20 protein-coding genes and 1 tRNA gene are annotated in these 26064 nt (G+C 67.7%); 8 read left to right on the forward strand and 13 right to left on the reverse strand.

Annotated elements, in window-relative coordinates; all coding sequences use genetic code 11:
- The first annotated feature begins 75 nt into the window (after positions 1 to 75).
- Positions 76 to 4170, forward strand: a complete 4095-nt coding sequence (locus Q9246_RS23560) for a response regulator (protein ID WP_306393544.1) — start codon at positions 76 to 78, stop codon at positions 4168 to 4170.
- Complete coding sequence (locus Q9246_RS23565; RefSeq protein WP_306393546.1) at positions 4167 to 5123, forward strand: diguanylate cyclase; 957 nt, start codon at positions 4167 to 4169, stop codon at positions 5121 to 5123. The genes Q9246_RS23560 and Q9246_RS23565 overlap by 4 nt, the downstream gene beginning before the upstream one ends.
- On the opposite strand, the gene Q9246_RS23570 is transcribed toward Q9246_RS23565, so the two are convergent.
- The 11 genes from Q9246_RS23570 to Q9246_RS23620 form a co-directional block, all read right to left on the reverse strand.
- Positions 5114 to 5569, reverse strand: coding sequence for a MaoC family dehydratase (locus tag Q9246_RS23570; protein WP_306393548.1), 456 nt, complete (start codon positions 5567 to 5569; stop codon positions 5114 to 5116). The genes Q9246_RS23565 and Q9246_RS23570 overlap by 10 nt on opposite strands.
- A complete protein-coding gene (locus Q9246_RS23575) occupies positions 5569 to 6096 on the reverse strand; it encodes a MaoC family dehydratase (protein ID WP_306393549.1) in 528 nt (175 codons plus the stop codon). Before Q9246_RS23575 ends, Q9246_RS23570 begins: the two co-directional genes overlap by 1 nt.
- Positions 6093 to 7307: an acyl-CoA dehydrogenase family protein gene (locus tag Q9246_RS23580; RefSeq protein ID WP_306393551.1), complete on the reverse strand. Its 1215-nt coding sequence runs from the start codon at positions 7305 to 7307 to the stop codon at positions 6093 to 6095. The genes Q9246_RS23575 and Q9246_RS23580 overlap by 4 nt, the downstream gene beginning before the upstream one ends.
- A gap of 7 nt (positions 7308 to 7314) precedes the next feature.
- Positions 7315 to 8517, reverse strand: a complete 1203-nt coding sequence (locus Q9246_RS23585; RefSeq protein ID WP_306393553.1) for an acyl-CoA dehydrogenase family protein — start codon at positions 8515 to 8517, stop codon at positions 7315 to 7317.
- A 123-nt stretch (positions 8518 to 8640) separates the two neighbouring features.
- A complete protein-coding gene (locus Q9246_RS23590) occupies positions 8641 to 9402 on the reverse strand; it encodes a PEP-CTERM sorting domain-containing protein (protein ID WP_306393554.1) in 762 nt (253 codons plus the stop codon).
- A gap of 355 nt (positions 9403 to 9757) precedes the next feature.
- Positions 9758 to 12064 carry a carboxy terminal-processing peptidase gene (locus Q9246_RS23595; RefSeq protein WP_306393555.1) on the reverse strand — a complete coding sequence of 769 codons (2307 nt, stop codon included), beginning with the start codon at positions 12062 to 12064 and terminating at the stop codon, positions 9758 to 9760.
- Between the two features lie 184 nt (positions 12065 to 12248).
- On the reverse strand, positions 12249 to 12827 hold the full coding sequence (locus Q9246_RS23600) for a hypothetical protein (protein ID WP_306393556.1): 579 nt from the start codon (positions 12825 to 12827) through the stop codon (positions 12249 to 12251).
- A 7-nt stretch (positions 12828 to 12834) separates the two neighbouring features.
- A complete protein-coding gene (locus Q9246_RS23605) occupies positions 12835 to 13386 on the reverse strand; it encodes a thymidine kinase (RefSeq protein WP_306393558.1) in 552 nt (183 codons plus the stop codon).
- 120 nt (positions 13387 to 13506) lie between these two features.
- Positions 13507 to 14058 (reverse strand): sugar O-acetyltransferase, encoded by a 552-nt coding sequence (locus Q9246_RS23610; RefSeq protein ID WP_422802339.1) that lies wholly within the window; start codon positions 14056 to 14058, stop codon positions 13507 to 13509.
- Between the two features lie 28 nt (positions 14059 to 14086).
- Positions 14087 to 16327 carry a penicillin acylase family protein gene (locus tag Q9246_RS23615; protein ID WP_306393559.1) on the reverse strand — a complete coding sequence of 747 codons (2241 nt, stop codon included), beginning with the start codon at positions 16325 to 16327 and terminating at the stop codon, positions 14087 to 14089.
- Positions 16328 to 16348: 21 nt separating this feature from the next.
- Entirely contained in the window at positions 16349 to 17140 is a 792-nt protein-coding gene (locus Q9246_RS23620) for a ParB N-terminal domain-containing protein (protein ID WP_306393561.1), read from the reverse strand.
- A gap of 205 nt (positions 17141 to 17345) precedes the next feature.
- Here Q9246_RS23620 and Q9246_RS23625 point away from each other — a divergent pair.
- From Q9246_RS23625 to paoC, 6 genes are all read left to right on the forward strand, one after another.
- Positions 17346 to 17432: transfer RNA gene (locus tag Q9246_RS23625), tRNA-Leu, on the forward strand.
- 592 nt (positions 17433 to 18024) lie between these two features.
- A complete protein-coding gene (locus Q9246_RS23630) occupies positions 18025 to 18873 on the forward strand; it encodes a universal stress protein (protein WP_306393563.1) in 849 nt (282 codons plus the stop codon).
- A 39-nt stretch (positions 18874 to 18912) separates the two neighbouring features.
- The gene (locus Q9246_RS23635; protein WP_306393566.1) at positions 18913 to 20697 is read left to right on the forward strand and encodes a PHA/PHB synthase family protein; all 1785 of its coding nucleotides are present in this window, start codon (positions 18913 to 18915) and stop codon (positions 20695 to 20697) included.
- Between the two features lie 254 nt (positions 20698 to 20951).
- Positions 20952 to 21602: an aldehyde dehydrogenase iron-sulfur subunit PaoA gene (paoA, locus tag Q9246_RS23640; RefSeq protein WP_306393569.1), complete on the forward strand. Its 651-nt coding sequence runs from the start codon at positions 20952 to 20954 to the stop codon at positions 21600 to 21602.
- Positions 21599 to 22564, forward strand: a complete 966-nt coding sequence (locus Q9246_RS23645) for an FAD binding domain-containing protein (protein ID WP_306393571.1) — start codon at positions 21599 to 21601, stop codon at positions 22562 to 22564. The genes paoA and Q9246_RS23645 overlap by 4 nt, the downstream gene beginning before the upstream one ends.
- Before the next feature lie 4 nt (positions 22565 to 22568).
- On the forward strand, positions 22569 to 24776 hold the full coding sequence (paoC, locus tag Q9246_RS23650) for an aldehyde oxidoreductase molybdenum-binding subunit PaoC (RefSeq protein ID WP_306393572.1): 2208 nt from the start codon (positions 22569 to 22571) through the stop codon (positions 24774 to 24776).
- Positions 24777 to 24780: 4 nt separating this feature from the next.
- Here the strand turns inward: paoC and Q9246_RS23655 are convergent, their stop codons facing one another.
- Together Q9246_RS23655 and Q9246_RS23660 are read right to left on the reverse strand one after the other, a co-directional pair.
- Positions 24781 to 25755, reverse strand: a complete 975-nt coding sequence (locus Q9246_RS23655; RefSeq protein WP_306393573.1) for a sensor domain-containing diguanylate cyclase — start codon at positions 25753 to 25755, stop codon at positions 24781 to 24783.
- A 98-nt stretch (positions 25756 to 25853) separates the two neighbouring features.
- The gene (locus Q9246_RS23660) at positions 25854 to 26063 is read right to left on the reverse strand and encodes a hypothetical protein (RefSeq protein ID WP_306393574.1); all 210 of its coding nucleotides are present in this window, start codon (positions 26061 to 26063) and stop codon (positions 25854 to 25856) included.
- Position 26064: the final 1 nt, after the last annotated feature.

Raw genomic sequence — 26064 nt, forward strand, 5'->3', positions numbered from 1 at the left:
CGCTATGCGACATGGATGAGGACCGCTACCATGACGCCTGCCCCACGCTGCCCGTCTTTACACCAGGAGCCCATCTTGCCGTTCGCCCGTCTGCCGCTGCCTTCGATCCGCGCCAAGCTGTATATCCTGGTGCTGGCGTGCGCGCTGCCGATCCTGCTCGGCTACATCGCCCTGGCGCGCGACGCCGCCGTGCGCGAGCGCGACCATGTCGCGCGCGACGCCCGCACCGTGGCCGAAGTGCTGGCGGCGGCGGTGGACCGCGACATCGAGAGCGGCGAGACAGCGGCCCGGGTGCTGGCCAATACGGCGATGATGGCGCGCGGCGACATGGCCGCCATCCACGAGGTGGCGCGCAGCCTGCTGCGGCCCGATTTCCCGGCCCAGGCTTTCGTTCTGAGCCTGCCGAACGGGATCCCGCTGATCAATACCCGCTATCCGCTCGGCGCGCCGCTGCCGCGCGCCGGCAACGAGGAAGACATCCGGCGCGTGGCCGAAACCGGCGACACCGTGGCCTCCGGCCTGCACCGGCTGGACAACGGCGACCAGTACGCGCTGTCGGTCGAGGTGCCGATCTGGCACGAGGGCGAGGTGCGCTTCGTGCTCTCGGTCCACCTGCGCCCGCGCCGCATGGCCGAACTGCTCGACAGCCAGCACCTGCCGGACGGCTGGATCGCCGCCATCCACGACCGCCGCCTGCTGACCGTGTCGCGCAGCGCCGACGCCGGCCAGCACCTGGGAGCGCCGATGGCGCCGGCGCTCGCCGCGGCGGTGGCGCGCGGCGGCCCCGGCATCGTCGAGCTGGCGCAGGCCAGCGGGCCGCCAACCTTCGCCGCCTTCGCGCGCTCGCCGGAACATGGCTGGGTGGTGACGATCCGCTTTCCGCACGACGCCGCCGGCGCGCTGCTCGGCCGCTCGATGGCCAAGACCGTGGCCGTCATCGCCTGCCTGCTCGCGATCAGCCTGGCCCTGGCCTGGGCCCTGGGCGGCTCGATCGCGCGCGCCGTGCAGGGACTGGCAGGCCCCGCCGAGAACCTCGGGCGCGGTGCGCCGCTGGAGCTGCCGCCGTCGGACATCCGCGAGGTCGAGGCGGTGGCGCAGGCGCTGCGCCGGGTCGACGCCGAGCTGCAGGAATACCGCCAGGGACTCGAGACCCTGGTGGCCGAGCGCACGCGGGAACTGGAGCGCTCCAAGGCGCAGCTGGAAACCGTGTACGCCGCGATTCCGGTCGGGCTGTGCTTCATGGACACCGAGCTGCGGATGGTCATGGTCAACGACTACCTGGCCGACATCAACGGCCGTCCCGCGCGCGCCCACGCCGGCCGCACGCTGCCCGAGCTGCTCGGGCCGGCCGGCGTGGAATTCGAGACCAACTACCGGCGCGTGATCGACAGCGGCCGGCCGCTGGTCGAGATCGAGGCCACCGGCGAGGTTCCTTCCGCGCCGGGGGTGATGCGCCACTGGATCTCGAGCTACTACCCGGTGCATGGACCCGACCACAAGCTGATGGGCGTGAACGCTGTCGTGCTCGACATCACCGAGCGCAAGCGCCAGCAGCAGCGCGAGCGCGACCACCAGGAGATGTTCCGCGCCCTGTTCGAGGCTGCCGGCGACGCCCACCTGCTGCTGGCCTACGGCGCCAGCTTCGTCAGCGCCAACCAGGCCGCGGCCGACCTGTTCGGCTTTCGCGATCCGGCCGCCCTGCTCGACGAGTCGCCGGCCAGCCTGTCGCCGCTGCTGCAGCCCGACGGTCGCCCGAGCAACGAGGTGGCGCTCGAGCACATGCGGCGCACGCTCGACGAAGGCCGGCTGGCCTTCGAGTGGGTGCACCTGCGCGCCGACGGCAGCCCGTTCCACGCCGACGTGCTGCTGACCCGGGTCGACATCGGCGGGGTCGGCATGATGCAGGCGACGGTGCGCGACATCGGCGCCCGGGTCGCGGCCGAGGCGGCGCTGCGCGCAACAGGCGCCCAGCTCGAGGCGGCGCTGCGCCTGGCCGAGCAGGCCAGCCGCGCCAAGAGCGAATTCCTGGCCAATATGAGCCACGAGCTGCGCACGCCGATGAATGCCATCGTCGGCCTGGCGCGCCTGCTCGAAGAAGGCCAGCTGGGCCGCCGCGAGCGCGGCTACGTGGCGCGCATGCGCACCGCCGCCCGCTCGCTGCTGGGCATGCTGAGCGACCTGCTCGACTTCTCGCGCATCGAGGCCGGCCAGCTGACCCTGGAACGCATTCCGCTGCGCATCGACGAGATCCTGGCCAGCGTCGCGGTGCTGAACGGGCCGGGCGCCTGGGCCAGGGGCGTGGAACTGGTGTTCGCGGTCGACCCGGCGCTGCCGCCGCTGCTGCGCGGCGACCCGGTAAGGCTCGAGCAGGTCTTGCTCAACCTGGTCGGCAACGCGGTCAAGTTCACCGAACGCGGCGAGATCGTGCTGTCGATCGGGCTGCGCGCGGCGGACGATGACACGGCGCGCCTGGCGTTCGAGGTGCGCGACACCGGGGTCGGCATCGCACCCGAGGTCCAGGCCGGGATCTTCGAAGTATTCTCGCAGGCCGACAGCTCCACGGTGCGCAAGTACGGCGGCGCCGGCCTGGGCCTGTCGATCGCGCGCCGCCTGGTGGAACTGGCCGGCGGCACGCTGGCGCTGGACAGCGCGCCCGGCGCCGGCGCCACTTTCCGCTTCGCGCTCGACTTCGCGGTGCTGGAACCGGCGCCCGCCGCGCCGCCTTTGGCACCCGACGCGCTGCGGGTGCTGGTGGCCGACGACAACGCCAGTGCGCGCGCCGCCCTGGCCGCAGCCTGCGCCGCCTTCGGCTGGCGCGTCGACACGGCGCCGGACGGCGGCGCCGCCCTGGCCGCCCTGGGCGACGCGCGCTACGACCTGGCCTTCGTCGACAGCGCCATGCCCGGCCTGGACGGCCTGGCGCTGATCGCGGCCGTGCGGGCGGCCGGCATGCACCTTCCCCGATTCTGCCTGCTGGCCCCCGACCCCGATACCGAGCGCTATGCCGAACTGGGCGACGAAACGGGCGTGGCCGCGGTGCTGGGCAAGCCGGTCACCGGCGCCGGCCTGCGCGCGGCGGTGGCGCGCCTGCTGGGCGACGCCCGGGAAGCCGGCGCGGCGCCGGCCGCCGCGACGCTGGCCGGGGCGCTGGCCGGGATGCGCGTGCTGCTGGTCGAGGACAACGTCATCAACCAGGAGGTGGCCAGCTTCATCATGGCCCATGCCGGCGCGACGCTCGACATCGCCGCCAATGGCCGCGCCGCCGTCAGCATGCTGCAGGAGGACGCCGCCTACGACGTGGTGCTGATGGACTTGCAGATGCCGGTGATGAACGGCTTCGAGGCCACGGCCGCGATCCGCGCCGCCGGCTTGACCCTGCCGATCGTGGCCATGACCGCGAATGCGATGGACGAAGACCGCCGGCGCTCGCTGGAAGCGGGCATGCAGGCCCACCTGGCCAAGCCGATCGACGTCGACGCGCTGGTGGCGACCCTGGCGCGGGTGACGCGGCGGCCGGCGCCCGCGGATGGCGCCGGGGCCAGGCCGGCGGCGGCGGCACTGCCGGCCGCGCTGCCGCACCTGCCCGGCATCGACCTCAAGTCCACCCTGCCCCGCTTCGCCGGCAGCGTCGAGCGCTTCTGCGCGCTGTTCGTGCGCTTCGCCGACGGCCAGGGCGCTACCGTCGCCGAACTGCGCGCCCACGTCGATGCGGGCGACCGCACGGGCGCCGGCCAGCTGGCGCACCGGCTGCGCGGCGTCAGCGCCAACCTCGGCGCCGGCGCCGCTGCCGACGCCGCCGATGCGCTCGAACAGGCGCTGCGCACGGCCGACGACGGCACCGTGCGCCTGCGCCTGGCCGACCTGGCGCGGGAACTCGATGCGCTGGCCGCCAGCGCGCGCGAGCTGGCGCCGGCGCAGCCGGAGTCGTCCCCGGTCCTACCCCCGATGGATGACGGCGCCACGCTGCACGCCGCACTGGCGCAGCTGCTCCACTTACTACAGAATAACAATATGAAGGCCATCGCCGCCGAAGCCGCGCTGCGTCCGGCCCTGGCGGCGCAGGCCGGGCAGCAAGCCGCGGTGACGCTGGCCGACGCCATCGCCACCCTGCGCTTCGACGAGGCGGCGCGGCAGGTGGCGCGCCTCCTGGAGCGAAAGGAAACACCATGAGCTGGACCGAGATGGCCCTCAATGGCCGCATCCTGGTGGTCGACGATGCAATGGAAAACGTCCAGATCCTGCACGCGGCGCTGCAGGACGAGCAGGAAGTGCTGTTCGCGCTCGATGGCGAACGCGCGCTGGAACTGGCGCGCAGCCAGCTTCCCGACCTGATCCTGGTCGACGCCATGATGCCTGGCATGGACGGCTATGCCGTGTGCGCGGCGCTGCGCGCGGCGCCCGAGACGCGCGACATCCCCGTCATCTTCGTCACCGCCCTCAAGACGCCGGAAGACGAGACCCGCGCGCTGGAAGCCGGCGCCGCCGACTTCATCAGCAAGCCGGTCAACGCGGCCGTGGTGCGCGCCCGCGTGCGCACCCAGCTGACCGTCAAGCGCCAGGCCGACGCGCTGCGCGCGCTGACCCTCACCGATCCGCTGACCGGCGTCGCCAACCGCCGCGCCTTCGACGAGCGCCTGGAAGCCGAATGGCGGCGCTGCGCGCGCGCCGGGTTGCCGGTGGCACTGGTCCTGGCCGACGTCGACCATTTCAAGGCCTATAACGACCATTACGGCCACCAGGCCGGCGACGCCTGCCTGGTGCAGGTGGCGGCGGCGCTGCGGCGCGGCGCCGGCCGCACGCACGACCTGGTCACGCGCTACGGCGGCGAGGAATTCGCCATCTTGCTGCCCCAGCTCGACCTTCACGGCGCCGAGGGCGTGGCGCACCGCCTGGCCGACGAACTGGCCCGGCTCGGCATCGCGCACGCGGCCTCGTCGACGGCGCCGCAACTGACCATGAGCATGGGACTGGCGAGCCTGGTGCCGGAGGATGGGCAAGGGTCCGACACGCTGGTGGCACGCGCCGACGCCCTGCTCTACCGGGCCAAGGCGGACGGACGCAACCGCTATCGGGTGGATGCGGCAGCCGGCGCGCCCACGCCAGGCCGCAAGGTTCAGGCGTAGCAGCGGATCAGGAACTCGGCCACGCACACGGGCTTGGCCGCGCCCTCGGCCTCGATCGTCACGTCCCAGGCGAATTGCCAGCCGCCGGCTACCGCCTCGGCGCCGCGCAGCAGCCAGCGGCCGCGCACCCGGCTGCCGGCCGGCAGCGGACTGGGAAAGCGCACCTTGTTCAGGCCATAGTTGACGCCCATGCGCATGCCTTCGATCGCGAGTGCGCTGGTGAGCATGGCCGGCAACAGCGACAAGGTGAGGAAGCCGTGCGCCACCGGCTGGCCGAACGGAGATTCGCGCCGGCAGCGCTCGGGATCGAGGTGGATCCACTGGCGGTCGTCGGTGGCCTCGGCGAAGGTGGCGATGCGGTCCTGCCCCACCGCGAACCAGTCGGAGACGGCGACTTCGTGGCCCACCCGGGCGGGCAGCGCGTCGAGGGCGATCGTGGTGGCCATCAGCTCTCCTTTGCGGGACGGCGCCCGTACATGCTCATGCCGTCGACCGTGCACACGTCGAGGCCGTGCTGGTTGGTGGCGATCCAGGTCGACCAGACGACGCCGCGATCGGGTTTGGTGTTGGACGCCTTGACCTGGCGCGTGAGATAGCGCACGCGCAGCGTGTCGCCGGCGCGCACCGGCTGCAGCCAGCGCACGCCGTCGAGGCCGGGCGAGCCCATGCCGGCCGAGGCGTTCAACAGGCCGTCGACCACCATCCGCATCATCATGCTGCAGGTATGCCAGCCGCTGGCGATGAGGCCGCCGTACAGCGAAGACCCGGCGGCGTCATGGTCGACGTGGAAGGACTGGGGATCGAATTCACGGGCGAAGGCGAGGATCTCGGCCTCGGTGACGGTGCGCTCGCCCAGGTCGATCTGCTGGCCGGGGTGGAAATCCTCGAAATACCAGCGCTTGCCGGGCTGCGCCTGGACATCCGCCTGCCCGGGCGCCTGCGCCGCCGCTCCCTTGTCTGGTCCTGCCGTCATGCAGCCTCCGTGAATCCCGGCTGCGCCATGAAGCGCTCCAGGTGGTGATCCATATCGCCCAGCGTCAATTCGATCGTCGCCAGGCGCTTGAAATAGTGCGCGGCCGGCAGCTCGTCGGTCACGCCCATGCCGCCGTGCAGCTGGATGGCGCCCTGGCCGATCGCGCGCGCGGCCAGGCCCACGCGGTACTTGGCGGCAGACACGGCGCGCCGGCGCGCAGCGACATCGGCATCGGCGTCGCTGCCCATGCCGCCTTCGCTGCCCTCGCGACCTTCGCCACCTTCGCCACCCGCGCCGCCGCGCGCACGCGCCAGCGCCAGCGCCGCCAGCAAGGCCATCGACCGCGCCTGCTCCAGGTGGATCGCCATATCGGCCATCCGGTGCTGCAGGGCCTGGAACTTGCCGATCGGCGCGCCGAACTGCTGGCGCGTCTTGAGGTAGTCGAGCGTCGCATCGAACAGCGCCTGCATCGCCCCCAGCGCCTCGGCGCACAGCAGGCCGGCGCCAACGTCGAGCGCCGCATCGAGGATGGCGCCGCCTTCACCCGCCCGCCCGACCAGGGCCCCGGCATCGACCATCACGCCGTCGAGTGTCACGTCGGCCGCGCGCAGCCCGTCGAGCATGCGGTAGCCGGTGATGCGCAGGCCGGCGCTGTCGCGCGGCACCGCGAACAGGCTCACGCCGTCCATGCCCTGGCCGCCGCCCCCGTCGCGGGCCGACACCACCAGCACGTCGGCTTCGGCGCCATGCACGACTACCCGCTTGTCGCCATGCAGGCGATAGCCGCCCTCGGTGGCCTCGGCGCGGGTGGCGATGTCGAAGGCGTCGTGGCGCGACTGGCGCTCGCCGAGCGCGCAAGCGAGTTTGAGGTCGCCCGCCGCCACCCGTTCGAGCAGCGCGCCATGCCCGCCGCCCAGGCGCAGGAATTCGGCCCCCAGCACCGTCGCCACATACGGTTCGACCACCAGTCCACGGCCGAGTTCCTGCATCACGGCGAACATGGCGACGGCGTCGCCGCCGAAGCCGCCGTGTTCCTCGGGCACCGGCAGCGCCGTCAGGCCCAGTTCGGCCATGGTGGCCCAGGCCGCGGCCGAGACCCCGGCCTCGCCGTGGACGATCGCGCGCCTTGCCTCCGGGCCGTAGTCGCGCCCGATCCAGCGCCGGATGGCATCGGCCAGTTGCTGCTGTTCCTGGTTCAGTTCGAAGTGCATGCCGTCCTCACAGTCCCAGCATCATCTGGGCGATGATATTGCGTTGGATTTCGTTCGATCCGCCATAGATCGACGTCTTGCGGTAGTTGAAGTAATAGCTTGCGAGCGGCGCCGCATCGTCGTCGCCCGCCAGCGCGTGTTGGCGCGCGCCATCGAGGTAGGCCGGATCGAAGGGCAGCGCCTGCGGACCGGCCGCGTCGAGCATCAATTCGGTGAGCGCCTGCTGGATCTCGGTGCCCTTGATCTTGAGCATCGAAGCCTCGGGGCCGGGCGCGGCCTCGCCCCGCGCCAGCACCCGCAGCACCGTCATCTCGAGGGCCATCAGTTCGATCTCGAGCGCCGCCACCTTCGCGCCGAACAGCGGATCGTCGAGCAGCGGCCGGCCGCGCTTGCGTTCGCGCAGCGCCAGCCGCTTGACGAAGGCCAGTTCGCGCTTTGAGCGGCCAACGGCGGCGATGCCGGTGCGCTCGTGGCCAAGGAGGTACTTGGCATAGGTCCAGCCGCGGTTTTCCTGGCCCACCAGATTGGCGGCCGGCACCCGCACGTCGTCGAAGAAGACTTCATTGACTTCATGCTCTTCGTCGAGCATCGCGATCGGGCGCACCGTGACGCCGGGGCTGCGCATGTCGATCAGCAGGAAGGAAATGCCCTCCTGCTTGCGCACGCCGGGGTCGGTGCGCACCAGGCAGAAGATCATGTCGGCATGCTGGGCCAGCGTCGTCCAGGTCTTCTGGCCGTTGACGATATAGTGCTCGCCGTCGGCGTCGGTCGCGCGGCGGGCGCTGGTCTTGAGCGAGGCCAGGTCAGAACCGGCGCCAGGTTCGGAATAGCCCTGGCACCACCAGTCCTCGCAGGCCAGGATGCGCGGCAGGTAGTATTCCTTTTGCTGCTGGCTGCCGAAGGCCATGATCACGGGCGCCACCATATTGACGCCGAACGGCAGCACCTGCGGCGCGCCCGCCAGCGCGCATTCTTCGTCGAAGATGTGGCGCTGCACCGGCGTCCAGCCGGGGCCGCCGTACTCGACCGGCCAGCCGGGCGCGGCCCAGCCCTGGGCGGCCAGGATGCGGTGCCAGCGGACGTAGTCGTCGCGCTGCAGGCGCAGATGCTGGCGGACCTTGTGCTGGAGTTCAGGCGGGAGCGTCGAAGCGAGGAAGGCGCGAACCTGGTCGCGGAAGGCCAGGTCGGCGTCGGAGTAAAGCAGGTCCATGCGGTCTCCTTGTTATCGTCGTCATGAATAGCACGATCGTTCACAAGGATTGTACCCGAATCGGCCGCACCGCCAATGGTCGGCGGCGCGGTGCCGCACCCGGCGTGGCCGGGCGCGCGGCGCTTATTGCTTGCCGTTGCGGCGGCGCGAGAAGGCGCCGGCGCCCATCAGGCCTGCCAGCATCAGCGCGATCGTGCCCGGTTCCGGCACCGCGTTGATTTCGTCGGGCAGCGCACCGACTTCGTCCTGCACCGGCAGCTGGAAGATCGGCTCGTCGCCCGGACCCGGCACGATGACTTCGCCGCCGCCGGCATCGCTGCCCGAACCTGGGGCGGCCGGGCCGCTGCCATTGCCGCCGCCGGCGTTGCCGCTGCCTGGCGTGGTGGTGCCGGTGCCTGGGGCGGCATTGCCGCCACCCGGGGCCGCGCCACTGCCGCCGCCGCCACCGCCGCTGGCAGGCGCTTCGCCCGCAGGCGCGCCCGGCGCCGTGGCATTGCCGCCGCCGGTCTGGCCAGGCACGATCTTGACGCCGTCGCCATCGTTGATGACCGAGACCGAATTGCCATAGCGGGCGGCCAGCAGGCCGTTGCCGGCGCTCAGCACATAATCTGCGTCGATACCTTGCTGGACGAACAGCTTCTGGGCATCGGCCGACGACAGGCTGGCGCTGGCCTTGCCGATCAGCGCGCTCGACAGGTCGCCGTTGGCGCTGTGCGCGATGCCGCCGACCAGGCTGACATCGTTGCCCAGCACGCCGGACCCGATCACACTGCTGCCATTACCGGCAGTCCATCCATTCTGGAAGCCGGTCGTGGATACGACGTCCGCCTGGGCGGCGCCGGCGCTTGCCAAAAGCCCTGCAACAACGAGGTGGCGAATTGACATGAGGATAACTCCTAAGGAAAGTAAAGATTATTGTTTTTACAACCACGGACTCATCCTACCACAAAGCAAAAACCTTAGATTTTGGCCAACATCAAACCGTGCATGCGTAATTACTGCTGAGTATTAGCCTATAGATATCACCGTTTCATCATTTCTGGCATATTTATTTCACGCCACTCGAAGAGGATGGAATAGAGACTTTTGAAAGAGGCACGGGGATTCAGGGATCAACCTGACAACTTTGCCAGTGTCCGTTTTCGTGAGGTCTCGCGTATGAAAAAAGGCCGCACCATCGCTGGTGCGGCCTCTCGTCTCAAGGTGCGGACCGTTGCCGCACCCTGCCAGTCACTTGCCTTTATTTGCCGGCGACACCCGTCATGTACGGCATCACGCGCGACGCCATCCGGGTATCGGTCTTGAGCATGCCGACCTCGTCCGCCAGGATGTTCGCCGCCTCTTGCAGCATCACATCCTTGGCATCCTTGGCCGCCTTCTCGGCCGCCAGTTCTGCCTGAAGATCGCGCTCGTCGCCCTGCAGTCCATCGTCCTGGCGCGGGGTGCCGCGCAGGGCCACCACCGCCGTCTCCTTCTTGGTCGGATCCGGCTCTGCCGAGCGCTTCTCCAGACTGCCAGGACCGCTCGCCTGCTCGTCTGGCGTCAGCGACGTGCCTGCCAGACGCGCTTCACGCATCTTGGAACGCGCATCCTGGGCATCGCGCTCCTTGCGGCGCACGGTTTCGTTCAGCGAGATCACGTTTTCCTTGCGCAGCTTGCGGACTTCATTGATGTCTTCTTGCAGGAACTGGAAGTCCTTGTCGCCGGCAATGCGTGCCTCATGGCGCTGTTGCAACGGCGCGACCAGCTCCTTCAGGTCGCCCAGCGGCATGTACTGCGCCGGCTTGATCGCCACCCACGGCAGCGCATTGTCATACGACGATTCGCCGAAGGTATCCAGGTCGGTCAGCACCGGCAGCTTGATGTCGGGCGTCACGCCGCGCAGCTGGGTGGTGCCGCCATTGATGCGGAAGAACTGGGCGATGGTCATCTTGAGTTCGCCGTAGCGCATTTTTTCGTTCGGCGCAAAGCGGTCGAGGTCGATCAGGGTCTGGACCGTGCCCTTGCCGAAACTCGGCTCGCCGATCACCAGGCCGCGGCCATAATCCTGGATCGCCGCCGCGAAGATCTCGGACGCCGACGCCGAACCGCGGTTGATCAGGACGCCCATCGGACCGTCCCAGGCCAGGCCCGGCTTGGTATCGCTTTCCACTTCGACCCGGCCTTCGGCGGTGCGCTGCATCACGACCGGGCCCTTGTCGATGAACAGGCCGGTGAGTTCGACGGCCTCGGTCAGCGAGCCGCCACCATTATTGCGCAAGTCGATCAAGACATTGTCGACCTTCTCTTTCTTGAGTTCGACCAGGATGCGCTCGACGTCGCGGGTTGCGCTGCGGAAATCGCGGTCGCCCTTGCGGCGCGCTTCGAAGTCCTGATAGAAGGTCGGCAGCGCGATCACACCGATGCGGCGCTCGACGCCGCCTTCGTTGACCTTGATGATCGACTTCTTGGCGGCCTGCTCTTCCATGCTGATCTTGTGGCGCACCATCGTCACCGTGACGTGCTTGGCGTCGACGCCGCCGGCGCCCGGGATCACGTCGAGGCGCACGGTCGAGCCTTTCTCGCCGCGCACCAGCGCCACTACGTCGTCCAGGCGCCAGCCGAGCACGTCCACGAACGGTTTGTCGCCCTGGGCCACGCCGACGATGCGGTCGCCCACCTTCAGCTTGCCCGACTTGTCGGCCGGGCTGCCGGGCACGATTTCGCGGATGATGGTGTAGTCGTCGCGCGACTGCAGCACGCAGCCGATGCCTTCGAGCGACAGGCGCATGGCGATGTCGAAGTTGTCGGCCGAGCGCGGGCCGAGGTAGTTGGTGTGAGGCTCGATCGCGGTGGCATAGGCGTTCATGAACATCTGGAACACGTCCTCGTTGTTCAGCTTGCGGATGCGATTGACGTAGTTGTCGTAGCGTTTATCGAGCGTCTCGCGGATCGATTTGTCGTCCTTGCCGGCCAGCTTGAGGCGCAGCCAGTCATTCTTGACGCGCTTGCGCCACAGGTCGCGGATTTCGTCTTCATCCTTGGCCCAGGCCGCCTTCTCGCGGTCCAGCTCCATGGTTTCTTCGGTAGTGAAGTCGAAGGTGGTCTTGAGCAGGCCGCGCGCATAGGCCATGCGTTCGGCGAAGCGCTTCTGGTACAGGTTGTAGATGGCGAACGGCGCGGTCAGGTCTTCGTTGTTGATGGCGTCGTCCATCTTGGTGCGCAGGCCGGCGAAATGGTCGAGGTCGGCTTGTACGAAGTACAGCTTCTCGCCGTCGAGGCCATCGAAATAATTGTCGAAGATCTTGACCGACATCGCATCGTCGAGCGGGGTCGGGCTGTAGTGATAGCGGCCCAGCACGCGCGAGGCCCACAGGGCGGCCTGGGTCTGGGCGGCGATCGGCTTCATCTCGAGCGAGCCGGGCGCCGGCGCGGCCTTTTTGGCAGAATCGGCGGACTTGGCGGGCGCCGGCGGCGTTGCGATGGCAGCCGATTTCTCGGGCTGCGCGGTCACCACATGGGCCGACATGGCAAATGCCAGGGCGGCGATGAGCACGTGCTTCTTCATTCTGCGATTCTCCGAACGGGATTCCTTGCGGACTGCGGCATGACCAAGGATCGTTAAGCCAGCCATACCGCGCTTTGCGGTCCATTCTACAGGATAGAACCACCCGCCAGAGGCAGCTTGTCCCGTTTGAAGCGCCGGATTCGCCCGGAATTAAGCGTGTCGTAAGCGATTTTTGGACAAGTATTTATGCCTTGATAAGAGCCAGCGCCGCATCTTCGAAATACCAGCCGGCCGCGGCCAGCGCCAGCAGCGGCGCCCACGGCCAGGAGCGGGCCGCCAGCTTCCAGTCGACCGGCGATGGCCAGAACGACAGGAATTGGGGCGCCAGGAAGAACATGATGGCCAGGTCGACCGGCTCGAAGGTCCAGCCGCCGCGGGTGCGCCACCAGGCCACGCCGAGCGGCACCAGCAGCACCAGCAGCGGCGCCAGCGCGGCCGGGGCCGCGTTATACCAGCGCAGGTTGGCGAAGGTGACCGAGCCAAGCTCCCAATTATGGCCGCCTTTCGGTCGCTTGATGCGGCGCGGAAACACACTCATGCCGATGGGCTCGGCATTGGTCAGCAGGCCGACCGAGAAATGGGCCAGTTCGTGGCACAGGGTGCCTGCCGCGGTGAACACGAAGAAGACGGGATGGGCGCTGGAGGCGATCCACAGCAGTACGGCCAGCGCCGCCGACGGGATCAGATAAAGAAAGATGTCGAGCGCGGGCACGGCCGCGCCGCAGGCCGCGACAGGAAGCCAGGCGCCGCAGCCGAAGCTCATGGCGGATTCAGGCCGAGTAGAAGCAGCGGCCGCAAGCCTGGCGGTAGCTCTCGTTACCGCCGATACTGACCTGCTCACCTTCGCGGATGCGCCGGCCCTGTTCGTCGACGCGGATATTCATGGTCGCCTTCTTGCCGCAGGTGCAAATATTCTTGATTTCCTCGATGTCGTCGGCCAGCGCCAACAGGTAGGCCGAGCCGGGGAAAGGTTCGCCCCGAAAATCGCTGCGCAAGCCATAGCAGATCACCGGCACGCCGCGCACCTGGGCCAGCTGGTGCAGCTGGCTCACCTGGGCGCTGGTAAGAAATTGCGATTCGTCCACCAGCAGGCAGGCCACGCCCGATACTTGTTCGAGGAAATTGGTGTCGGCATCGAAGACTTCGGCGCTGCGCTGGGCGCCCAGGCGCGAGGTGATCAGGCCAACGCCGTAGCGGTTGTCGATGGCCGCCGTGTAGAGCTTGACCTGCTGGCCCTGCTCTTCGTAGTTATGGGCGACCTGCAGCAGGGCGGTCGATTTGCCGGCGTTCATCGCCGAGTACCTGAAATAGAGTTTGGCCACTGCCCTGTCCTGCCTTGCTATCCTTTGATGCGAAGCTGCGATTATAGCAAGCGGGCAATAGCCGCGGCCAGTGTCAAGACCACTCCCGCAGCACCGCGGTCACCCGCGCAGCGTGGTGGATCAGCTGGAAATCGGCTGCGCCGGATTGCCCGCGACCTGGGCGCCGGGCGCCACGTCATGGGTCACCACGCTGCCGGCGCCGACGATGGCGTCGTCGCCGATCGTCACACCCGCCAGAATGATGGCGCCGCCACCGATCCAGACATTGCGCCCGATGGTGACTGGCCGCCCGGATTCGAAGCCGGCGCGGCGCAGCGCCGGGTCGCGCGGGTGGTCGGCTGTATAGATGTGCACGCCCGGGCCGATGCGGCAATCGTCGCCGATGACGATCGGCGCCACGTCGAGGAAGACGCAGTCGAAATTGACGAAAACGCGCGCGCCCAGCGTGATGTGCCAGCCGTAGTCGCAGTGGAAAGGCGGACGCACGGTCGCGCCCTGCCCCGCGCGCGCAATCCGTTCGCCCAGCAGGGCTTGCCAGCTGGCCGGATCGCCCAACGCCGCGTTGTAGCGCGCCAGCCAGGTCGCCGTCGCGTTCTGCTCGGCGCGCAACTCGGGATCGCTGGCGTGGTACGGCATGCCGGCCAACATCTTTTGCTTTTCGCTCAGTTCCACGCAGTCCTTTCGACGGTCGACGCTAGACCTACTGGCCCGGATGGTATTTGCGTTCCAGATTGCGCTCGATATCTTCCTTGTAGAACAGCACGTCCTTGAACTCGCCGCGCGCATACATCGCGGCCTGGTCGGTGAAGTGCGGCGAGCGCGGATCGCCGCTCTGGCCGCCGGCCAGGATGCTCTTGGCCTTGATGCGCGGACCGAACTCGACCGCCGCCACGAAGCTGTTGCCCCGATCGCCATAGATGCGCTTGGTCTTTTGCTTGGCCGACATGCCAAACGAGGCCAGCGAACCCCAGTTGGCCGAAGCAAACGCCACCGGCAGGCTCGGCTTGCTGTCGTCATACTGCGCGTCGAGGTCGCCGGAGAGGCGCTGGAAGCGGTTGATCTCGCCCCACGGCGTGCGCCAGTTGCCGAAATCGGCCTGCAGCCGATTCGATGCGCGCGCCAGCGCATCGAGCCGGTCGGCCGGGCTCAAGCGAGTAGAGATATAGTCGACCGCCGGGATGCTTTCCGCGCGCGCACGCGCGCCGTGCTCCGCTACCATTTCTTGCCCCCAATACACCGCCAGCGAAGTCGGTACCGAATCGATCGCATAGCGCAGGTTCCAGTCGCGCAGCACGGCGACCTGCTCGGCCAGCCCCTCCTTGCGCGGGTCGCTCTCGTGCAGGGCGCCGTGGTCGGCGACGAGAGCCGGCACCAGCGGCTCGAAGGCGGCCAGGCGCGTATCGTAGGACGCCGCGATGAGGCCGTCGATATCGAGCCCTTTCGCGTCCTTGAACACGCGCTCGGCATTGCGGCCGCGCGCGTTCTCGGGCAGCGACCACATATAGGCGGGGTAGTTGGCGCATTTGGGGCTGCTGCCGGCGCCGGCCGCATTACAAGGCCAGTTATTGGTATTGGAGATGTAGCCGCTCGCCGGGTTCAGCAAGGTGATCGTTTCCTTGATCTCGTGCAGACCCTGCCACTCGGTGGCCGGATTGCTGCCATCCACCGGCTTGGTCCAGTCGAAACGCGGATCGCGCTTAGGGATGAAATTGCCGTGGAAGTAGGCGATATTGCCCTGGGCATCGGCATACACCGTGTTGTTCGAAGAATTGGTGCGCAGTTCCATCGCCTTGTAGAAAGCGTTGTAGTCGCGTGCCTTGGTCCGGGTATAGGACTGGGTCAGCGCATTGAGCGGATCGTCCATCATCTTGACCGACACCCATTTATCGCCCTCCTGGCGCACGACCGGGCCGTGGTGGGTGAAGTAGGCGGTGACGGTGCGGCTGGCCATCCTTCCATTCGGCATCTTGTACGGCAGGTTGATCTGCGCGGTGCGCATCCGGCCTTCGTGCTTGCCATACTTGTAGAAGAACTCGCCGTCGCGCTCGACCACGGTCTCGAGGTATTCGTCGATCACGTCGCCGCCGCCCGAGGTGTGCATCCAGCCCAGCTTGTCGTTGAATCCCTGGTAGATGAAGAACTGGCCCCAGGTCACGGCGCCATAGGCATTCAAGCCTTCTTCGCTGACCATGTGCACTTCCGGCCGGAAATAGAATGAGGTATGCGGGTTGATCATCAACAGCGCATGGCCGTTGGCCGAGCGCCTGGGGGCGATGGCGAAGCCGTTCGAGCCGCGCGGCTCCGGATCGAAGCCCCTGGCGTCCAGCTGGGCGACCACGGGACGCTTGCCGTAGAAGCGTTCCAGGTCCTTCAGGTCGATCGACTCGATGTCGCCGCCGATGCTGCCCTCGCTGAACGTCAGGGCCATCCATGGCTCGAAGCGGGTCAGCAGCTTCGGCTTCACCTCGGGGTGCGTATGCAGGTAATAGTTGAGGCCATCGGCGAAGGCGTTCATCAAATTCTTCAGCCAGGCCGGGCTGGCGGCATACTTGGCCTGCATATCGTCCGGCCGGATGTACATCTTCATGCGCAGGTCGCGCCAGATCTCTTTCTCGCCCTCGACCTCGGCCAGCCGTCCCATCGCATTGATGTAGTTGAGCTCGATGCGATTGAAATCGTCCTCGGCCTGGGCATACAGCATGCCGAACACGGTGTCGGCATCGGTCTGTCCATAGATGTGCGGGATGCCCCATTTGTCGCGCAGGATCGTCACCCGCTGGGCGCTCGCCTTCCAGCGCGCGACGTCGGCGGCGCTGAAGGCCTGCGCGGCAGGCGCGGCATTGACCGGCGCTTTTGCTTGCGCGACGGCGAGCGTCGGTGCGGCTGTCGCGCCCACGAGGGCGCCGAGCAGGACGGGCGTGAGCAAGCGTGGCAGGGGCATCGGGTGTTCCTTCAGGTCGGGTTATTCGTCGTCCAGGCCGGCATTGGCCAGGCGCTGCTTGAGCCGCTGGTTATCGTTGAGCAAGGTCGCCATACGGTCTTTCAATGCCGCCACTTCCTTGCGCAGAGCAGCCAGCTCGTCTTCCGGGTCGAGCTCGACCTTTTCCTTGCGCGGACGGGCAGCCTGTTTCTGCTCGCGCACCTGGCGCGCTGCCTGCTGCAATTCCTTGCGGCCACCGGCGACGGCGGCGATCTGCTGCTCTTCGGGCAGCTGCGCCACGTTGGCGGCGGCATTGATCGAGATGGCGCCAATACGCACCGCCTCGCGCAGCTGCGGCGTGGCGGCCTTCTGGATGCGTTCGATCTGGCTGATGGTATTGCTCGAGACGCGGGCGGCGCGCGCCACGTCTTCGCGCGTGCTCCAGGGCGGCGAGCCGTCGTCGGCTGGCGCGTTCTTGTCGCCCTCTTCCTGCGGCGGCAGTTCGGCCACGCGCGCGGCGACCAGTTCCTTCTTGCGCAGGGCGAGCACGCCGCGCTGGAAATCCGATACGCTGCGGCGCGCCAGGTGGTTGTCGATCATCCACAGCATGACGTCCTCGAGCGAGGCGAAGTTGTTGTTGTGGACGGTGCGGAAGGGAATGCCGTGCTTCTGGCAAATCTCGTAGCGGTTATGGCCGTCGATCAGCGTATCGCGCCACAGGACCAGCGCGTCGCGGCAGCCTTCGGCCAGCAGGCTGCGCTCCAGGGCGGCGTATTCGATATCGGTGAGCGGGTCGACGAAGGACCGCAGTTCGTCGTTGATCGTGATGTTCAATTCTTGTCCTTGCTAGTCTTGCTTGCGGGCGCCGGTGGGTGCGCGTCGGATGGCATGCTACACCATCCTGCCGAGTGTTCCAAAGATGCAAGTGTTAGCTGGGGACTGGAGCGCGGGCATTCATGCCGCCGGACGTGCTTATCAGGAGGATAAAGTTGCCGAACTGCTCCGATTCGAGCACGCTTGTGCTAGAATCTCCGGCGTTGCCCGGATGGTGAAACTGGTAGACACCGCAGACTTAAAATCTGCTGCCAGAAATGGCGTGCCGGTTCGATTCCGGCTCCGGGCACCAGTGGTTTTGCGAATTTGGGCAAGTGAATTGTCTCAAGTAGCGCCATCAAAGCCACTGATCTGCATGCCATTCATTCAGCCTGCGTCGTAGGTTAGACACCTGTACCGCCCACGCGTTTAATCGCACACGCGATATCACAGCGCATGCCACGGCTGGACGGCAAAAACCCTTCCCGAGCAGCGCCCATCATACGGGATGGCGTCGGCGTCAATAAGTTTCCCCTCCCCCCCAAAAAAAGGCCGTTGCCACACGAAGTAGGCAACGGCCAAGTCCTCGGCAGAGCCGAGATGGAGACACAAGAGAACCGACCACGTCGTCGCCGGTAATGACACTAGTATGCGGCCGTCCCATGCAGTCACAAGGCCCAAAAGGGGTAATTGTTACCGCGTCCTTGCGTCAGAGTAGTCGTACGCAGTCAAGACAACCCCTGTCCTCGCCGTTTCTGTTTTTTTTTCCTTTTTTGATTCACATCAACCACGTTCCTGACACACGGCAAATCCGGGAATAAAGTCGACTTCGGATGATCGAAGTGGATAAGGCTCATCCCGCCCATCCGCACGCGTCCACTTTTACCGAAAAGAAAGGAACGAGCATGTACAAGACCATCGTGGTTCATGTCGACGGCAGTCCCGAACAAGAAGCCCGCCTGCGCGCCGGCGCGCTGCTGGCCAATGCCTTCGACGCCCACCTCGTCGGCAGCGCCGCCACCGGCATTTCCTGGTTCGACTATTCGCTGCTGGTCGGCTCGATGGGCGCGCCGATGATGCCCGAGGCCGACTTCAATGGCGTGCGCGAGGCGGTCGCGGCGCGCCTGGACGAATTCGGCACTGCAGTCCAGCGCCAGGGCGTGAACAGCTACGAGACCCGCATGCTCGAGGACGATGCGCGCTATGCCCTGCTGCTCGAATCGCGCTACGCCGACCTGGTGATCGTCAGCCGCGACGCCGAGCCCATCGCCGTGCCCGGCATCCCGGCCCAGGCGCGCGGCTTGCCCGAGTACATCGCGCTGCACGGCGCGCGGCCGGTGCTGGTGGTGCCGCCCGGCTGGCAGGGCAAGGTCCTGCCCGGCACCGCCGTCGTCGGCTGGGATGGCAGCATGCAGGCCATCCGTGCGATTTCCGCCGCGCTGCCCCTGCTGCGCCAGGCCGATGCCGTCAAGCTCGCGCTGGTCAATCCCGGGGCAATGGCCGAGATGCATGGCGAAGAACCGGGCGCCGACATGGCGCTGCACCTGGCGCGCCACGGGGTCCGGGTCGACGTCGTCGTCGAGACCACGCGCGCCAGCACTGGCGAAGCGCTGCTCAAGGTGGCGGGCGAGCATGGCGCCGGCCTGCTGGTGACAGGCGCTTTCGGCCATAGCCGCTACCGCGAGTTCGTGCTCGGCGGCGTCACCCGCGCGCTGCTGGCCGGCAGCGCCACGCCGCTGCTCATCGCACACTGAGCGCACCCATCGAACCCATCCTTACGGCGGATATCCGACATGGCCCCCGACACCCGCCCCGACGCCGCCGGCAGCACCCGCCGCCTGGAAGGCAGCGCATGGCTCGGCGGCACCCACCGCCATGCCCGCGTCGCCGGCGGCGGCCAGGTCCATGCCGACCTGATACTGTGGGCCTGGCTCGGGCGCATCACCGGCAACCTGTCGCCGGCGGCGCTCGGCATGGCCTGGTTCGACTGGGCCTGCCACCTCATGATGTCGCCCGACAAGCAGCACGAACTGGCGACCGACGCCGGCCTCGGCTGGCAGCGCTGGCTGCAGTACATTTCCACGCCGGCCAGCGATGCGGCCGATCCGGTGCGGCCGCTGGCCCAGGACAAGCGCTTCAGCGACCCGGCCTGGGATGCCTGGCCCTGGCACCAGCTCAGCCAGGGTTTCCTGCTGAGCCAGCAATGGTGGCATCGCGCCACCTCCACCGTGCGCGGGGTCGCGCCGCACCATGCCGACGTCGTCACCTTCGTCGCGCGCCAGATGCTCGATTGCGTGGCGCCGTCCAACTTCGTGACCACCAACCCCGTCGTGCAGCGGGCGGTGCTGGCCAGCGGCGGCATGAACCTGGCCAATGGCGCCATGCGCGCCTTGCGTGACGTGCAGGGGCCGCTGGTCGGCCAGCCGCGCACGGTCAGCTATCGGCCGGGCCACGAGGTCGCCATCACGCCCGGCAAAGTGGTGATGCAGAACCGGCTGGTCGAGTTGCTGCGCTACGATCCGGTCGGGCCCACCGTGCACGAGGTGCCGCTGCTGATCGTGCCGGCCTGGATCATGAAGTTCTACATCCTCGACCTGTCGCCGCAAAATTCCCTGGTGCGCTACCTGGTGGAGCGCGGCCACACCGTCTATATGGTGTCCTGGAAGAACCCGCAGGCCGAAGACCGCGACCTCACGATGGACGACTACCGCCAGCTGGGCATCCATGCCGCGCTCGACGCCATCGTGGCCCAGACCGGCGCCAGCAAGGTCAATGCGGCCGGCTATTGCCTGGGCGGCACCCTGCTCGCGATTGCCGCCGCCGCGATGGCGCGCGACCACGACCGGCGCCTGGCCAGCATCTCGCTGCTGGCGGCCCAGGTCGACTTTACCGAACCGGGCGAGCTGTCGCTGTTCATCGACGACAGCCAGGTCAGCTTCCTGGAGGCGGCCATGTGGCAGCAGGGCTATCTCGACACGCGCCAGATGGCCGGCGCCTTCCAGCTCTTGCGCTCCAACGACCTGATCTGGTCGCGGCGCCTGCGCCACTACCTGCTCGACCTGCCCGAGCAAGAGACCGACCTGATGTCGTGGAATGCCGACGCCACCCGCATGCCCTACCGCATGCATTCCGAATACCTGCACCGCCTGTTCCTGCGTAACAGCCTGGCCAGCTCGCGCTACCTGGCCGGGGGCCGGCCGGTCTCGCTGAGCGATATCGATGTGCCGATCTGCGCGGTGGGCACGCTCACCGACCATGTCGCGCCGTGGCGTTCGGTGTACAAGATCATTCCGCTGACCGATACCGAGATCACCTTCATCCTCACCAGCGGCGGCCACAATGCGGGCGTGGTCGCGCCGCCGGGCAGCGCCAACCGCAGCTATCAGGTGGCCGTGCACGGCCACGACGATCCGTATGTCGATCCGGACCGCTGGCTGGCGCGCGTGCCCCAGGTGGAAGGCAGCTGGTGGCCGGCCTGGGACCAATGGCTGGCGCGCCATGCTGGCAAGCACGTACCGCCACCGGCGCCGATTCCGGGCGCGGCCCCGGCGCCGGGCGATTACGTCCTTCAGCAATAGCTGGCCCAACTCCTTCGACGCAGGCTGGCTTTACCCGCGCCGTCGCCCTGCGCTCACACGGCGCGAACGCCGCCTGCGCGCGCCCAGTACTTACGCCCATCCACAAACTTCAGGTTTCAAGGGAACGCGGCATTCCCGGCACCTGACTTAGAATCATTTTGACAATCCCGCAAGTCCTTCCGCACCCGCCGGCGCCGCAGTATTGACGCCGTGCATGGGCGTGGACAACGTACCCAAGTAAAGGAAGCCACAGCATGGACCCACTCAGCGACGTCAAGCTTACCCGGCGCGACATGTTGATCGCCGGCGCCCTCACGGTCTCGACCGCGGCGGTACCGGGCGCGAGCGCGCAGCAGGCCGCACCCACGGTCGCCAACGCCACTCCGGAGCCGGTCACCGCCGGCGTCACCTTCACCGTCAACGGCAAGCAGGTGACCCTGCAGCTCGACACCCGCACCAGCCTGCTCGACGCCCTGCGCGAGCACCTGCACCTGACCGGCTCCAAGAAAGGCTGCGACCAGGGCCAGTGCGGCGCCTGCACCGTCATCATGGATGGCCGCCGCATCAATTCCTGCCTGTCGCTGGCCGTGATGCACGAAGGCGCCGAGATTACCACTATCGAAGGCCTCGGCACGCCGGAAAAATTGCACCCGATGCAGGCCGCCTTCATCAAGCATGACGGCTACCAGTGCGGCTACTGTACCCCCGGGCAGATCTGTGCCAGCGTGTCCGTGATCGAGGAAATCCGCCAGGGCATCCCGAGCCACGTGACCGCCGACCTGAACGCCAGGCCATTGCTGTCCGTCGAAGAAATCCGCGAACGCATGAGCGGCAATATCTGTCGATGTGGCGCCTACTCGAATATCGTCGATGCGATCGCCGAAGTGGGAGGGGTCAAGGCATGAAGGCATTCACCTATCAACGCGCCAGCTCGCCGGCCCAGGCCGCCCAGCTCGTGGCCCGCACGCCGAACGCCCGCTTCATCGCCGGCGGCACCAACCTGCTCGACCTGATGAAGCTCGAGATCGAGACCCCGACCACCCTGGTCGACGTCAACGGCCTGGGCTTCGACAAGATCGAAGCCACGCAGGATGGCGGCCTGCGCGTCGGCGCCCTGGTGCGCAACACCGACCTGGCGGCCGATGCGCGCGTGCGCAAGGATTACGCCGTGCTGTCACGCGCCCTGCTGGCCGGCGCCTCGACCCAGTTGCGCAACAAGGCGACCACGTCCGGCAACCTGCTGCAGCGCACCCGCTGCCCCTACTTCTATGACACGGCGCAGAAGTGCAACAAGCGCCAGCCGGGCAGCGGCTGCGCCGCGATCGGTGGCTTCACCCGCCACCACGCCGTGGTCGGCGCCAGCGAGGCCTGCATCGCCACCCATCCGAGCGATATGGCCGTCGCCATGCGCCTGCTCGACGCCGAAGTCGAAACCGTCAAGGCAGACGGCAGCATGCGCAGCATCCCGATCGCCGACTTCCACCGCCTGCCCGGCAATACGCCGCACATCGAGACCGTGCTCGAACCGGGAGAGCTGATCCTGTCCGTCAAGCTGCCGAAGCCGCTGGGCGGCGTGCACGCCTACCGCAAGGTGCGCGACCGCGCCTCATATGCTTTTGCACTAGTGTCGGTCGCCACCGTCATCCTGCCCGACGGCAGCGGCCGGGTAGCGGTCGGCGGCGTGGCCCACAAGCCGTGGCGGGTCGAAGAGGCCGAGCGCCAGATGACGCAGGGCGCCAGGGCGGTGCATGACCGCCTGATGGCCGGCGCCCGCACCACCGACGACAATGCCTTCAAGGTGGCCCTGGTGCAGCGCACCCTGGCCGAGGCATTGGCCAACTCCTCGAGCGCAGCGAAGAAAGGCTGATCCCATGAAATTCACTACCGCAGCCACCACCAATCCCATCGACCGCCAGCGTTATGTGGGCCAGCCGCTCGACCGCATCGACGGACCGCTCAAGTGCACCGGCACCGCGCCCTACGCCTACGAACACCATCGCGAAGTGCCCAACGCCGCCCACGGCTTCGTGGTCGGATCCGGCATCGCCAAGGGCCGCATCGCCGCGGTCGAGATCGAGGCCGCGCGCCGCGCGCCGGGCGTGCTGGCCGTGATCACGGCCGCCAATGCCGGCAAGCTGGCCAAGGGCGACATGAACGTCGCCCACCTGCTGGCCGGCCCGAACATCGAGCACTACCACCAGGCCGTCGCCCTGGTCGTCGCCGAGACCTTCGAGCAGGCCCGCGCCGCCTCTCACCTGGTGCGCGTCAAGTACGTCGAGGAGAAAGGCCGCTTCGACCTGGCCGCCGAAAAGGACAAGGCGGTCAAGCCGACCTGGGAATCCGACCCGCCGGACTCGAAAGCCGGCAACTTCCAGCGCGGCTTCGACACCGCGCCGGTGAAACTCGACGCCACCTACACCACCCCGGACCAGTCGCACGCGATGATGGAGCCGCATGCCACCACCGCCACCTGGGAGGGCGACAAGCTGACGGTCTGGACCTCGAACCAGATGGTCGAATGGTGCGTCAAGGACCTGTCGAAGACGCTCGGCATCCCGAAGGACAAGGTGCGCGTGATCTCGCCCTATGTCGGCGGCGGCTTCGGCTCCAAGCTGTTCCTGCGCGCCGACGCTCTGCTCGCCTCCCTCGGCGCACGCGCCGCCAAGCGCCCGGTCAAGGTGGCTCTTCACCGCCACCTGATTTTCAATAACACCACCCACCGTCCGGCCACCATCCAGCGCATCCGCATCGGCGCCGGCCGCGACGGCCGCATCGCCGCCATCGGCCACGAGTCCTGGAACGGCAACCTGCCCAAGGGCAGCTCCGAGGTCGCGACCCAGCAGACCCGCCTGCTGTACGCCGGCGCCGACCGCATGACCACGACCCGCGTCGCCATGCTCGACCTGCCGGAAGGGAATGCGATGCGCGCGCCGGGCGAAGCGCCGGGCATGATGGCGCTCGAGGTGGCGATCGACGAGATGGCCGAGAAGCTGAACATCGACCCGGTCCAGTTCCGCATCCTGAACGACACCAAGGTCGATCCCGAGAAGCCGATCCGTCCGTTCTCGGAGCGCCGCTTCATCGAATGCATGCGCATGGGCGCCGAGAAATTCGGCTGGAACAAGCGCAATCCGAAGCCTGGCCAGACCCGCGACGGCCGCTGGCTGGTCGGCTACGGCGTGGCCTCGGCCTTCCGCAACAGCCCGGTGATGAAGTCCGCCGCGCGGGTCAGGCTCACCGGCGACGGCAAAGTCGTCGTCGAAACCGACATGACCGATATCGGCACCGGCAGCTACACCATCATCGGCCAGACCGCGGCCGAGATGCTGGGCGTGCCGCTCGACCGGGTCGAGGTGCGCCTCGGCGACTCCAGCTTCCCGACCTCCGCCGGTTCCGGCGGCCAGTGGGGCGCCAACAGCTCGACCTCGGGCGTGTACGCCGCCTGCGCCAAACTGCGCGAGCAGGTCGCCGCCAAGCTGGGCGTCAAGGAAAGCGAGGCCGAATTCGTCGACGGCAAGGTGCGTGCGGCAGGCCGCGACCTGCCGCTGGCCCAGGCGGCCAGCGGCGGCGAACTGGTGGCCGAGGACACGATCGAATTCAGCGGTGGCCTGGACAAGAAGAACCAGCTGTCGACCTTCGGCGCCCACTTCGTCGAAGTGGCGGTCGATCCGGTCACCGCCGAAGTGCGGGTGCGGCGCATGCTGGCGGTGTGCGCGGCCGGGCGCATCCTGAACCCGAAGCAGGCGCGCAGCCAGGTGATCGGGGCCATGACGATGGGCGTCGGCGCCGCCCTGATGGAACACCTGGTGGTCGACAAGCGGCTCGGCTTCTTCGCCAACCACGACCTCGCCACCTACGAGGTGCCGGTGCATGCCGATATCCTGCACCAGGAAGTCGTCTTCTTGAAGGAAGAAGACGAGCTGTCCTCGCCGATGAAGGCCAAGGGCGTCGGCGAACTCGGTATCTGTGGGGTCGGCGCCGCGGTGGCCAATGCGATCTACAACGCCACCGGGGTGCGCGTACGCGACTATCCGATCACGCTCGACAAGCTGATCGAGAAGATGCCGCTGCCGACCTGACGCGTCAGGCGGCGTCCGGCGCGTCGCCGTCGGCCACTACCCGATTGCGGCCGCCGCGCTTGGCCGCGTACAAGGCCTTGTCGGCGGCCTCGATCAAGGCCTCCGGTGCGTTCAGGCGCTCGCGCTCGAAAGCCGCCACGCCGATGCTGAGCGTGACCTGCGGATGGTGGGCGGCGGGCGCCTGGGCCAGCCCCAGGCCGGCGACGTGGGCGCGGATGCGGTCCGCCAATACCCGTGCCTGCTCGAGCTTGGTGTCGGGCAGCACGGCGGCGAATTCTTCGCCGCCGTAGCGCGCCGCCAGGTCGGCCGGCCGCTTGAGCATGGCCGCCAGTTCCTGCGCCACCATGGTCAGGCAGCTGTCGCCCTGCTGGTGGCCGAAGTGGTCGTTATAGGCCTTGAACGAATCGATGTCTATCAGCAGCAGCGCCAGCGCGCCGCTGCCACGCTGTGCGCGCCGCAGTTCGCGCTCGAGGGCGACATCGAAATGGCGCCGGTTGGCGATGCCGGTCAGGCCATCGATATAGGAGCGTGCGCGCAGCGATTCGGCATGTTCCAGCAGGCGCCGTTCGCGCACCGCCGTGCCGCTGACGTCGCGGATCTCGACCAGGCAGAAGCGCCGGCCGTCCTCGTCGAAGGGCGTGACCGCGATCGCCTGGTCGATCAATACGCCATCGAAACTGCCTGGCTCGCGCAGCGGGAACGGTGTCCGGTCGCCGGACGAGGCGACGTGCCCGGTGGCCGTGCCTTCCAGCAGCGCCGCCAGGATCGCGGCCTCGACCCGCGAAGCGCGCAGGCCGGGGAAGACGTCGGTCAATGCCTGGCCCAGCACCCGCGCTGCGCCGCGGCCAGAGCGCGGCACCAGCCAGCCATTCCAGACGACGATGCGGCTATCCTGGTCGAGCACGATCAGGCCGCAATCGACGAGGTTGAGCACCCGCGCCGGCAAGCTGCCTGGGGTTTCTGGTTTGCTTGGATTCACGGATCGGTAAAAGTTGAATATAGGAAACAATTCAAATCATACCGGAAATTCCAGGACTTGCGGAAGCGACAAGATAGTCGCCGGCCGCGACGGCGGACTCAGGCCGGCGAATCGAGCATATGCCAGGCCATCGCCACGCACACGATGGCCACGAAGAACAGCAGGCCGAACACGAAGATGCGCATCGAATTGGCCAGGCCCGTCACGGCCCGGTTGGCGCTGTCATTGAGCTTGCCGCGCCGGCGCGCCCCGTTCAGCAGCATCGAGATGAAAATGAACAGGGTCGCGCAGATCAGTACCAGTTTCATG

The sequence above is a fragment of the Telluria beijingensis genome, assembly GCF_030770395.1.
In the GTDB taxonomy this organism is placed as follows: domain Bacteria; phylum Pseudomonadota; class Gammaproteobacteria; order Burkholderiales; family Burkholderiaceae_D; genus Telluria; species Telluria beijingensis.